The sequence below is a fragment of the Anabaena sp. 90 genome, assembly GCF_000312705.1.
Lineage (GTDB): Bacteria > Cyanobacteriota > Cyanobacteriia > Cyanobacteriales > Nostocaceae > Dolichospermum > Dolichospermum lemmermannii.
This window is the reverse complement of sequence record NC_019427.1, coordinates 2,636,803-2,649,091: the sequence shown is the minus strand read 5'-3', so window position 1 is coordinate 2,649,091 and position 12,289 is coordinate 2,636,803. Positions and strand designations below refer to the sequence as shown.

The 12,289-nt window shown below is 35.6% G+C and carries 12 protein-coding genes and 1 pseudogene; 8 read left to right on the top strand and 5 right to left on the bottom strand.

Annotation, left to right across the window (positions count from 1 at the left end; genetic code table 11):
* Positions 1 to 112: 112 nt before the first annotated feature.
* The 3 genes from rppA to ANA_RS11560 all read right to left on the bottom strand — a co-directional run bounded on the left by rppA (position 113) and on the right by ANA_RS11560 (position 2,667).
* Positions 113 to 799 (bottom strand): two-component system response regulator RppA, encoded by a 687-nt coding sequence (gene rppA, locus ANA_RS11570; RefSeq protein ID WP_015080247.1) that lies wholly within the window; start codon positions 797 to 799, stop codon positions 113 to 115.
* Positions 800 to 923: 124 nt separating this feature from the next.
* Positions 924 to 1,616 (bottom strand): DUF305 domain-containing protein, encoded by a 693-nt coding sequence (locus tag ANA_RS11565; RefSeq protein WP_015080246.1) that lies wholly within the window; start codon positions 1,614 to 1,616, stop codon positions 924 to 926.
* A gap of 181 nt (positions 1,617 to 1,797) precedes the next feature.
* Positions 1,798 to 2,667, bottom strand: a complete 870-nt coding sequence (locus tag ANA_RS11560) for a hypothetical protein (RefSeq protein ID WP_015080245.1) — start codon at positions 2,665 to 2,667, stop codon at positions 1,798 to 1,800.
* 82 nt (positions 2,668 to 2,749) lie between these two features.
* On the opposite strand from ANA_RS11560, the gene ANA_RS11555 reads away from it, so the two are divergent.
* Positions 2,750 to 3,649, top strand: a complete 900-nt coding sequence (locus tag ANA_RS11555; protein WP_015080244.1) for a metallophosphoesterase — start codon at positions 2,750 to 2,752, stop codon at positions 3,647 to 3,649.
* A gap of 113 nt (positions 3,650 to 3,762) precedes the next feature.
* Here ANA_RS11555 and rpmB read toward each other — a convergent pair whose 3' ends face one another.
* Entirely contained in the window at positions 3,763 to 3,999 is a 237-nt protein-coding gene (gene rpmB / locus ANA_RS11550) for a 50S ribosomal protein L28 (protein WP_015080243.1), read from the bottom strand.
* Between the two features lie 191 nt (positions 4,000 to 4,190).
* Between rpmB and ANA_RS11545 the strand changes: the two genes are divergently transcribed.
* Both ANA_RS11545 and ANA_RS11540 read left to right on the top strand, forming a co-directional pair.
* Positions 4,191 to 4,478: a BrnT family toxin gene (locus ANA_RS11545; RefSeq protein ID WP_015080242.1), complete on the top strand. Its 288-nt coding sequence runs from the start codon at positions 4,191 to 4,193 to the stop codon at positions 4,476 to 4,478.
* Positions 4,453 to 4,704 (top strand): BrnA antitoxin family protein, encoded by a 252-nt coding sequence (locus tag ANA_RS11540; RefSeq protein WP_015080241.1) that lies wholly within the window; start codon positions 4,453 to 4,455, stop codon positions 4,702 to 4,704. The genes ANA_RS11545 and ANA_RS11540 overlap by 26 nt, the downstream gene beginning before the upstream one ends.
* A gap of 52 nt (positions 4,705 to 4,756) precedes the next feature.
* Here the strand turns inward: ANA_RS11540 and htpG are convergent, their stop codons facing one another.
* Complete coding sequence (htpG, locus tag ANA_RS11535) at positions 4,757 to 6,724, bottom strand: molecular chaperone HtpG (protein WP_015080240.1); 1,968 nt, start codon at positions 6,722 to 6,724, stop codon at positions 4,757 to 4,759.
* A 114-nt stretch (positions 6,725 to 6,838) separates the two neighbouring features.
* Here htpG and ANA_RS28205 point away from each other — a divergent pair, with 114 nt between their 5' ends.
* The 5 genes and pseudogenes from ANA_RS28205 (at position 6,839) to ANA_RS11515 (ending at position 12,244) form a co-directional block, all read left to right on the top strand.
* Entirely contained in the window at positions 6,839 to 6,964 is a 126-nt protein-coding gene (locus tag ANA_RS28205) for a hypothetical protein (protein ID WP_256380180.1), read from the top strand.
* Positions 6,965 to 7,045: 81 nt separating this feature from the next.
* Entirely contained in the window at positions 7,046 to 8,344 is a 1,299-nt protein-coding gene (locus ANA_RS11530; RefSeq protein ID WP_015080239.1) for a P-loop NTPase fold protein, read from the top strand.
* On the top strand, positions 8,344 to 10,608 hold the full coding sequence (locus tag ANA_RS11525) for a tetratricopeptide repeat protein (RefSeq protein WP_015080238.1): 2,265 nt from the start codon (positions 8,344 to 8,346) through the stop codon (positions 10,606 to 10,608). Before ANA_RS11530 ends, ANA_RS11525 begins: the two co-directional genes overlap by 1 nt.
* Before the next feature lie 787 nt (positions 10,609 to 11,395).
* A pseudogene (locus ANA_RS11520) lies at positions 11,396 to 11,650 on the top strand (DUF4351 domain-containing protein); the annotation flags it as partial.
* A gap of 231 nt (positions 11,651 to 11,881) precedes the next feature.
* On the top strand, positions 11,882 to 12,244 hold the full coding sequence (locus tag ANA_RS11515; RefSeq protein ID WP_015080236.1) for a hypothetical protein: 363 nt from the start codon (positions 11,882 to 11,884) through the stop codon (positions 12,242 to 12,244).
* Positions 12,245 to 12,289 lie beyond the last annotated feature (45 nt).

Sequence of the window (12,289 nt, the reverse complement as noted above, 5' to 3'; positions counted from 1 at the left end):
CTAATTTGATATTTTGTAAATATAAGATCCCCGACTTCTTTTTTTATCTTGTTAATAAATTATCAATTAATGTCAGAAGTCGGGGATCTCAACCCTGGTAACACACCATCCATTATCCACAAAAACGATAACCAAAACCTCGCATAGTTTCAATAGCTTTAGGAAAACCACATTCTAATAATTTGCGTCTTAGTAATCTCACTTGTGCAGCCACAACATTACTCACTGTATCACTTTCAAAATCCCACAATCTAGCGCGAATTTGTTCATGAGTTAGGATTTGTTGAGGATGCTGCATTAAATATTCTAGTAGTTGAAATTCTTTGGCTGTAAGGATAATTGGTAAAGAAGGTTCTAATCCTAAATTCACAACTGAAAAATTACTATAATCTAACATTAATGAACCTATTTGTAATTGCGGTGGTTGGAAATTTGGTAATCTTCTTTGTAATGCCCTTACCCGTGCCAATAATTCTGCCATCCCAAAAGGTTTAACAAGATAATCATCAGCACCCGCATCTAAACCCGTAACCCGATCATTCATGCTATCTCTAGCTGTTAATAGCATAATTGGTAATTGATTTTTTTGCCCTCTTAATCTTTGACATAATTCCAATCCTGATAACTTGGGTAACATCCAATCTAAAATTGCAATTTCATACCTTTGTGGTACTGTATTCAGATAATCCCAAGCCGTTTGTCCATCTTCAACCCAATCTACTATATAATCACGCTGGGTAAGAGCATGATGAATACTAGTTCCTAAATCATGTTCATCTTCAACTAATAATAACCGCATATATAAAAGGTATATTTAATAATACTAATTATTAGGGTGAATCAGATATGAAACTTTATCAAATTTACCTCAATTATCGAGTCGAAAACACCCTAAAATTTTCGAGTCCGGTTTTCACAATGTTTTACAGAGGCTGGGACTTATACCAATTTTGATACCATTGTTCCATCTGCCTAATTTCCGCTGTTTGACTTTTAATGATAGACTTGGCTAAATTACGGATTTGTGGTTTGGTAGTTTTTTTAGCAATCATCTGCGACATTTGTACAGCCATCCGATGATGAGGAATCATTTGACGGATAAATTCTTGGTCAAAATCTGGTGCATTTTTTAATGTTTCTAAATCCATATTCATGCACTGCATTTTGCAATTCATCGGCATTTTCATCATGTCTGGGTTCATCTGTTGTCCCATATTTCCATGATTTGCCATCATTCCTTGATCAGTCATAGCCATTACAGGTACTTCTTTACCGTACCATTTCTTATACCAGGTTCGCAGTTGTTCAATTTCGCTGGTTTGATCTTTTTTAATAGCAACCGCGAGGTTCTTAATTTCTGGATGTTGTGCGCGAGTGAATGCGATATCAGCCATTTCTACTGCTTGCTGATGGTGTGGAATCATCATTTCGATAAAATGCTGATCTGTTTGCATCATCATCCCTTTTTTGGGGGGATTAGCTTGTTTAGATGAATGATGAGAACTGTGTTCAGAATTGGGACTTTGTGCTTGTGTGTTACTGACGAGTAATAATCCACTCACAGCACTACTACTTACTAACCCAATCAAACCATAAATTAAATTTTTGCTTTTCATAACTTGTTTTTCTTTGAGAATATGAAGATTTAATAGTAAAAGTCATCAAACCTAACTATTGCAAATACTTTCACCCAGTTATGTGTTTAACTGTAATTATAGCTTTTCATGGCAGTATGAAATCAAGATGAAATGTTTTGTGATATTAACATTTCTTAATAAAACAAACATCTATCAAATTTCAGCGGTTAAAAATTATCATTTCATTACCCACCACTGGACTCCGGGCAATTATTTTCTCTTGAAAATCAACAACTTCTAAATGGATAAAATTCAGTTCTTGAGAACGTTGTAATATTTCCGCAGCTAGTTTATCCTGTTGGGATTTTTCCAGGTTATACCAAATATCACTAATTTTCACAGTTAAATCACTAGTACGGAAATTAGCTTGAAGAGGTTTTATGAGTTGAGAAATAATATTTTTGTCTTTGGTATTCTTAACAGAAACGCTAATTTCTGAAAACTGATTTTCAATTGCTGCTAGTAAAGCTTGTTCAGGTGTTAATTCAACAACTGGAATTGGAGTTGGTTCAGTTTCTATAACTGGAGTTGGTATTGCTTCCGGTTCTATAACTGGAGTTGGTATTGCTTCCGGTTCGACAACTGGAGTTGGTATTACTTCCGGTTCGACAACTGGGGTTGGTATTACTTCCGGTTCTATAACTGATTTTGGGGGGATAACTTCCTCTACTGGGGGAACAGTTGCAACTTCAGCAGATTTAGGAATAAATGTAAATGTACTTATCCCTATTGTCACCACAAAAATTACAGCAAAAATTCCTGTCAGCACCGTATCTGATACATTGTTAGATATATTTGATGGTAAAAATAAGCGGAATGTCCTTAAAAATCCATCCCAACGCGATAAAAAATTAGTTTTTTTCTGAGTATCAGCGGGTGTTTCTGTCTCCAGTTTCACTACTGTAGTTTCTAAAACACCAATTGTTCCCCGCAAAACTTGGATAATTGTCGTTTTCCAAATTGGTTGATTTTTTTGATAAAGTATAGCTGCGGGTTCATTTCTTGATTTTCTACGTTTTTCTCCTGACATGGAACTTTTACCCAAATTAGTAAATCAAAAACAGAGAAAACATATTTTGACTATAATCAATTATTGTGACATTTAATGAATTATGAATATTAACCGCCGTCAATTTTTGTTTTTAAGTGGAATCAGCACCATAGGATCTGGATTTTTGGGTGGGAAATTATTAAATACAAATTCTCTCATAGAATCAGCAATAGCCGCTAAACCAGTCAAAAAAGATTTATTATTGCGTTTTGTCTCCGTTGCTGATACGGGAACTGGCACAAAAGGACAATATGCTGTAGCTAATGCTATGAATTTTTATCATCAGCAAAATCCTTATAATTTGGTGATTTTAGCTGGTGATAATATCTATAATAATGGGGAAATTGAGAAAATAAATGAAGTTTTTGAACGTCCCTATCAAGCTTTACTAAAAAATGGTGTCAAGTTTCATGCTTGTTTAGGTAATCATGATATTCGCACTGATAATGGTGTTCCCCAAGTTAAATATCCTGGTTTTAATATGCAGGGACGTTATTACACATTTAGTCAAAATAAAGTTCAGTTTTTTGCTTTAGACACTAATGGTAATGCTGATTGGAAAAATCAATTAATTTGGTTAGATCAAGAATTAAGTCTGAGTAAAGCCCCTTGGAAAGTTGTTTTTGGTCATCATCCTATTTATTCATCTGGTCATTATGGGAATAATAAAAGTTTTATTAAAACCTTTACTCCTTTGTTTAAAAAATACAATGTTCAGCTTTATATCAATGGTCATGAACATAATTATGAACGAACTCGCGCTATTAATGGAACTACCTATTTAATCTGTGGCGCTGGTGCCGGTAATCGTCCGGTTGGCCGTTCTCAATGGACAGAATATTCAACCAGTGATTTGAGTTTTGCGGCCTATGATGTGTATGCAGATAGAATGGAAGTGAGTGCTATTGGTACTAATAATCGCGTTTTTGATCGGGGTGTAATTAAGTTAAAAAGTGTTTAATGAAAGGAGTCAGGAGTCAGGAGTCAGGAGTTAGAAAGAAGAAAGAAAAGAAGTATAATCAAAAAACTTTTCCTTCCCCTGTTTCCTGTTCCCTGTTCCCTATTCCCTGCTATTTAGTAATGGTTGAGGTTGATTCCTGCTTCTTTTGCCATTGCGTCTAAACCTTTGAATTCTAAGGTTTTGATAGCTTTGGTGGAAAGTTTCAATTTCACCCAACGGTTACCAGCAGCCCACCAAACCCGCTTGTTTTGCAGATTAACGTGTTGTAGACGGTTGGTGTGACGGTTGGAGTGGGAAACGGAACAAGCGTTATTGGCTTTTTTACCAGTTAGTTGACAACGACGGGACATAATAAGTATCTCCTAGAGTGTTATTTAAAGACAACCTTTCCATTATATCCCAACAAGTTCGGGAAAAAGAATAATCATCTAGTATCTAGGGAATTATGGCAAGTATTATCAAACCTTTTAGAAAATCTTAATCTTTACCATTTATCACTAATGCTACCATAGTGTATATACAAAATGTATCTACAGGTCTAATGGAATTTGAATGGGACGAACATAAAAATCAACAAAATCAGAAAAAACATGGACTTAGATTTGAGGAAGCACAAGAAATTTTTCAGGGAATCGTTTTTACGTCAATTGATGAACGATTTGACTATGATGAAGAAATTAGAGAAATTACTATTGGTGCAATACAAGGAATTGTTGTTGTCACTGTCGCCCATACCGAAAGAAACGGCAAAATTCGTCTGATTTCAGCCCGAAAAGCTACCCCTAAAGAAAGGAGACAATACTATGAATATCTCGCCGAAACGTCTTGAAGAAATCCAAAATATCCCAGATTCTGCCATTGATACCGCCGATATTCCCGAATTAGACGATAACTTTTGGAAAACAGCTAAAATGGTGAAACCTATCACTAAAAAAGCTATTTCCATTCGCTTAGATAGTGATGTTTTGGAATGGTTTAAACACCAGGGAAAAGGCTATCAATCAATGATTAATACTGTGCTTCGTTCTTATATTAACCATCAAGAAAATCTCTAAAAAAAATCAAGTGTTACAACCGACTTCTCGCAGAAGTCGGTTATCTAGTTGTTTATTTGCTGGCTTGTTCTGTTAGCTTGGTCAGTACGTCATTGGAACGTTCTACAAAGGATTTCATCCCGTCTGCATCAAAGCCTTTTTGAGATATAAGTGCCAAATCATAAACGTGCTGACACATCATATTAACTAATTGACTGGATGGGGATTCACCATCACCTTGAATAATACTGCCTTGACTGAGATTAACCAAGTTTTGAATTAACGGGTGAGCAGTATTTACTAGTAAAATATGTTCTTCGGGAAATTCAGCGTTTTGTTGCTGCATCATAGCACTCATTTCTCGCATCCGCCGGAGAAATTCGGGTAATAATACCATTGCTGGTGGTGTTCCCTGTGGGTCATCTGATTTTAAGGACTCGGTGCGGATGTTGAGTTTTGGCTTGTTGAGGGCTTTCTCAAATAGTTCTTTAATGACTTCTCCTTTGGTCTTGTTGGTGGTGGGGTCAACAATTTCGCTGGTTTTGTCATCGAGGAGGGTATTATCGAGGTCAGAGTCTACCCGTGTAAATTTAACATCCCGATATTCTTGTTCTAGGAAGTTAATGAAGTGGGTATCAATGAAGGAGTCCATAAAGAGGACTTCTAAACCTTGATTTTTGTGCAGTTCTATGTATGTGGATTGAGTAGCTGCATCGGTGCTGTAGAATACCTTGTTTTCGTGACGTTCTTTGTTCCGTTCTAGGTATTCTTTCAGGGTGGTGTAGGGGATGCTAGTCGCGTTTGCTGGGGTAACATCTTGCCAAACATCACCATCGGTAGATTGAACTTCAACGGCTGCGGTGTCGGCTACAGGGGCTTCTAATTTGGCTGTACTGCGGAAGATGATGATGTCTTCAACTTGTTTTTTGAATTTATCATCGTTGAGAACGCCAAATTTCACGAATGTTCCCAAGTCTTTCCAGGCTGTTACGTATTGTTCGCGGTTATCGCGGTATAATTCTTTGAGTCTATCGCCGACTTTTTTGGCGATATAATCTCCTATTCTCTTAATAGTGCGATCGCCTTGTAATGCACTCCGAGAAACGTTCAAAGGTATATCAGTGCTATCAATCACGCCCCGCATGGGCATTAAAAACTGGGGAATAATTTCCTCACAGTTGTCACTGACAAACACCTGATTGCAGAATAATTTAATTTGTCCTTTGGTAACATCTACATCAGGACGCATTTTCGGGAAATACAAAATCCCGTTAATCACAAAGGGATAATCTGTATTCAAATGCACCCACAGCAAGGGTTCTTCTTGGAAAGGATACAAATAGCGGTAAAACTCTAAATAATCTTCCTCTTTAAGATTACTGGGAGATTCACGCCATGCAGCTTGTTGTTTATTTAAAACTTCCCCATCCATTTTAATGGGAACTGACATGAAATCGCAGTAAGTCTTGACAAGATTCCTAATTCGTGCTGGTTCGAGAAACTCCTCTTCTTCTCCTTCCAATGTGAGAATAATTGTAGTTCCACGAGTGGTGCGAGGAGATTCATCTAAAACAAATTTGGGTGAACCATCACAACTCCAACGCACAGCTTGTGCGCCTTCTTGATAGGAAAGAGTATCAATCTCTACTTGCTTCGCTACCATGAAGGAAGAGTAGAAACCTAAACCGAAATGACCGATAATAGGTTGATCTGCCTTACCTTCATACTTGTGAATAAATTCTTCAGCACTAGAGAAAGCAACTTGGTTAATATATTTTTTGACTTCCTCTGCTGTCATTCCAATGCCATTATCAGTAATGGAGAGGATTTTGTTGTCTTTATCAATGCTAATGGTAATTTCTGGTTCACCAATTTCCCCATTGTATTCCCCAGCGCGGGATACCATGTTTAACTTTTGGATAGCGTCTACCCCGTTGGATACCAGTTCCCGCAAGAAGATTTGATGATCTGAGTAGAGAGACTTCTTGATAATCGGGAAAATATTATCGGTATGAATACTGATATTGCCTTGTTCTAACATAGTTATCCGTCGGTTTTACTTGCAGATATATTTTATGAAAATCATTTTTCCGTGATTTTATCCTTTTTGGGGTCAGGAATACCTCTTCATTATGATTCGGATTACACTACCATCATGCTAGACTGGGGACTGAAGACTAAAGACAGTGGTAAAGCCCAACTGCGTAATATAGTGAATTTTAGCATTAATGTGAGGGTGTTAGCAGTATTACCCGATTTGTGGAATAAGAATTATCTATAGGAATAATATTTGATTTTAGATAGATAAAATTGATATAACTGACATAACATAAAAACTGTCAACATATGAGGAGCATAAACAATGGCAACTGATCGGATTGAGGCGTTTCAAAAAGCATTTCGTAATCTGCAATTGCAACCTTTGGTAACAACAGAAGAAACCGCAGATTTTCGAGTTCCTTATGGTGATGATTTCATTGCAGAATTAGAACAGAGAGTTTTGGATGGTAATGATTATACCAATCAATTAATTTTTGCAGGACATCGCGGTTGTGGTAAGTCTACATTGTTGGCAGAATTTGCCAGAGAATTTGATGATAATTATCTGACAATCTTTTTTTCTATATCTGATTTAATTGAAGCTACAGCTATCAATCATATTAATATTCTTTTTGCCATTGCTGTCCAAATTATGGATAAAGCGGAGGAGCAAAAAATTGAGATTGATGCTAACAAAAAACAAAGATTTTTTAATTGGTTTCAAGAACGGACAGAAATTGAAGAAAGTAAAATTGGGGCTGAATTAGAAGTAGGTTTTGATTTTTGGAGTTTTCTGAAAAGCAAGTTAAAGGCTGAAGCAAGTATCCGCGAAGTTATAGAAACTAAATTTAAACGTGATTTTCGAGATTTAATAGATACTCTCAATCTGATTGCTACAGAAGTTTCTTTAGCTTGTAAAAAACAGATTGTGGTAATTATTGATGATTTAGATAAACTAGATTTAGCAGCTATTGAAAGTATATTTCTCAAAAATATTAAAGCACTATTACAACCTAATTTCTTTGTTATTTATACAATTCCTATTGCCACAATTCGTGATGGTGTTTTAAAAAGACATATCGAAGATGAAACGAGTAATCCGATTTTTGTGATGCCAGTTTTAAAAGTTTATCCTAAAGGTGAAAGTCATAAAAACGAAGCTCAACCTGTAACTGCAACAATAGCTAAATTACAGGAGATTTTGCGGAAACGAATTGATAGCACTTTATTAGCAGATGATATTTTGCTGGAGATTGCTTTATCTAGTGGTGGTGTCATTCGGGAATTGGTTCGCATTGCTCAAAAATGTTGTAGTTTAGTATTAGTGCAGTTACGACAAAAAGCAAGGAAGCTAGAACCGATTGATGATGTGCAAATTGATGCGACAATTTTGCAGCAAGCACTTGATATTTTGCGAAATGATATGACAATTACTTTGAGCAAAACTGACCGGGAGATTTTACAACAAACATATACGAATTATCGCCCTGATGATCCTAAACAGCAAGAATTTCTTGATTTGCTCCACAATGTTTATGTGATTGAATATAGAAATGCTGAGAGTTGGTATGATCTTCATCCTCTTGTAATTCAACAGTTAAAGTTAGAAGAGTTAATTTAATGAACACCTTAACCAATGAATCCATTATCAACACAAATAAACAGACTTATATGAGTTTGTTAGTTTCCATTGAAGCTGGCATTGGGATGTTACAGATTTTCATTGCTGTGTGTGATGCAGATCGTCAGCGTGAAAATATTATAGCTAATTATGAAAAGGAATTAGCATATACTGACAATATTTATCGAGTTTATCTTGATAGTCAAGAACCTAGTTTAAAGCAAGCCATCACACAACAAGTTACATTAAAAGAAAATGCCATAGCCACAGTATTAGGTGCAGAAAAATTAGGATCATTCAATCAAGATGAATTGTTGAAAAAGTTTTTTGGTTATTTGCAATGGACAAGGGAAGCATTGCGAGAACTAAAAATGCCGATTATTTTATGGATACCATCACGTATTTACGCTCAAATTGCCAAGCAAGCACCTGATTTCTGGAGTTGGCGAAATGGTGTATTTCATTTTCAGCCTGAACCGTCTTTAGTGACAGGTGAGTTATTAATCAATCGCAATTCTGAGGTAATTCTAGATAATCAAGCAAGTTCGATTTTTTCCCCAGAACAATTAGAAGCATCTTTAGCAGAAGCCATTAACCAATGGGGAGCAAATAGTAGCAAACTAGAAACTCTCTATAGCCAGTTAGGTAATTTATATTCTGAACGAGTACAATCAGGAAAATCAGCAGATAGGGAAAGGGAATTAGCACTAGCTCAAAAATATTTGAATCAAGCAATAGTTTTGCAAACTCAATTTCAACAACAAGATGCTCTGGCTAATACGCTTAATAAATTAGCATTATTGTATTATTCTCAAGGACGTTACAATGATGCTGAACCTCTTTATTTGCAATCTTTAGATATCAAAAAACGCCAACTAGGTAATGATCATCCTGATGTTGCTTCCAGTTTGAATAATTTGGCAGGATTGTATGAATCTCAAGGACGTTACAATGATGCTGAACCTCTTTATTTGCAATCTTTAGATATCAGAAAACGCCAATTAGGTGATGATCATCCTGATGTTGCTTCCAGTTTGAATAATTTGGCAGGATTGTATGAATCTCAAGGACGTTACAATGATGCTGAACCTCTTTATTTGCAATCTTTAGATATCAAAAAACGCCAATTAGGTGATGATCATCCCTCTGTTGCTACCAGTTTGAATAATTTGGCAGGATTGTATGAATCTCAAGGACGTTACAATGATGCTGAACCTCTTTATTTGCAATCTTTAGATATCAGAAAACGCCAATTAGGTGATGATCATCCTGATGTTGCTTCCAGTTTGAATAATTTGGCAGGATTGTATGAATCTCAAGGACGTTACAATGATGCTGAACCTCTTTATTTGCAATCTTTAGATATCAGAAAACGCCAATTAGGTGATGATCATCCCGATGTTGCTTCCAGTTTGAATAATTTGGCAGGATTGTACAGGTCTCAAGGACGTTACAATGATGCTGAACCTCTTTATTTGCAATCTTTAGATATCAAAAAACGCCAACTAGGTAATGATCATCCTGATGTTGCTTCCAGTTTGAATAATTTGGCAGGATTGTATGAATCTCAAGGACGTTACAATGATGCTGAACCTCTTTATTTGCAATCTTTAGATATCAGAAAACGCCAATTAGGTGATGATCATCCTGATGTTGCTTCCAGTTTGAATAATTTGGCAGGATTGTATGAATCTCAAGGACGTTACAATGATGCTGAACCTCTTTATTTGCAATCTTTAGATATCTGGAAACGCCAATTAGGTGATGATCATCCCGATGTTGCTTCCAGTTTGAATAATTTGGCAGGATTGTATGAATCTCAAGGACGTTACAATGATGCTGAACCTCTTTATTTGCAATCTTTAGATATCTGGAAACGCCAATTAGGTGATGATCATCCCGATGTTGCTTCCAGTTTGAATAATTTGGCAGGATTGTATGAATCTCAAGGTAAATATTCAGAAGCTGAAAATTTAGCTCAACAAGCATTGGCAATATATCAAACCAGATTAGGTAATGAACATCCTGATACACAAAACGTAGCAGTTGGTGTAAAGTTATTTTATGTAATGGGACTTTTACATTGTAATAAAAAAACTTTGATTGATATTCTCCAAAAACTTGCACAACAAGCAAACTTTCTCGCATTTAATAAAGAAATAGCGTTAACCTTACTAGAAAGAATAGAAAATAATCCTGAACTATTGTTATCTATTCGAGAATCTTTGCAACAGCAAACAGACGCATCTGATGACAATACATAAAAACAGGTTTACGATACAATCATAAAATTGTCTGAATCAGGATGTCCAGGATTAAAGGATTTACAGGATTATAAGTGTCAAATTACTTGATAAATTACTAAAATCCTCAAAAAGATCATGCTTGAGTTAAATAAATATAGTGCGATTTTGTGGGAAACTCTCACAAAACTAATTCTGCTTTGCGTAATTCACCATTAACTTACCAAAAACCATTGAGAACAACTACCAAACCCATAAATATAAAACTGCTTAGATAGAAAATAACGCAATAATTAAAGTAAAACCCCTAAATCATCCACAATAATGACTCTTATACATATCATCCTGCAAATCCTTAAATCCTGGATATCCTGATTCAGACAATTATTCCCGAAGTATCTTGATAAAGAAGAACTATCTTCCATCATCTTGCAAATCCTATAATCCTGGACATCCTGATTCAGACAATTATTCCAAAAGCATCAGATAACAATCCAGAAAAATATTTTCATCATCCATTCATAACTCATTGCCAAAAAAAGGTAATAAACCTATTGACTTCCTATTTAAAATATGTTATCATGAACTTGATAAGGAAGAACTATCTCGCAAACAAACAACTTAATTCTCCGTGCCTCTGCGTCTCTGCGTGAGAAAAAAATAATAAACCTATTTGCCAAACCAATAAAACATTAACTCTTAACACCTTAAAAGCATCGCCAAAAAAAGGTAATAAAACTATTGACATCTCATTTAAAATATGTTATCCTGAACTTGATAAGGAAGAACTATCTTAAATATAGAAAATAAGGAGTTAATTATGCGATTAGCACCATTTTATCAACGAGATAAAGAACAAGCTAGACTAGAAGGAGAACAAAAAGGAGAAGAACGTCTAGTTTTACGACAATTAAATCGCCGATTTGGTGAAATTAAATTATCATTAATCGAGCAAATTCAATCATTGTCTATAGAACAACTGGAAAATTTAGCAGATGCTTTGTTAGATTTTTCACAAGTTGCTGATTTAGAAACTTGGTTAAAGCAACAGAAACCACAATAAACAGATAGCTGATGACTTAATGTTAGCAATGCTAAAAAGATTAAATTGTAATTTTAAATCATTGTCATTTATTCTTTAAGCATTGCATAAAAAAACAAAAAGATTAGATATCAATACACAAGCATTGTTTAGCAATCCAAATCTACTCAAATAAAAAATCTAAATAACGTATTGCCATAAATACACATTGTATAGTAAACTGATACAAATATTTTTAACAACAAAGTTATCATGCCAGCCCCAGATACTAGTCGCCGCATCACCCCTAGCAACCTCCAGCAAGATATAGATTCTTACAACGGACTCAAAGCCGTAACTGGTTATACCACTGCTCGTGTAGCAGCCACACCAGAAGCATTACAAAAAGCTTATGCAGAAATGGTGACAAGACAACAAGAAGAAACCGAAAAACAAGCATTATTTAAAGCCTCCGCAGATGCAGCCAAACAAGCAGAATGGGAGTTCCATAATGCTGTTTTAGCCATGAAAGAAGCAGTAAAAGGTCAATTTGGGTCAGATAGTGATGCAGCCCAAGCAGTAGGTTTCAAGAAGAAATCAGAACGGAAACGTCCCACCAAAAAGAAAACCGAGTAGGATATTCTCATGATCTTATACCATTTCTTTATGAAGCTGCGTTGA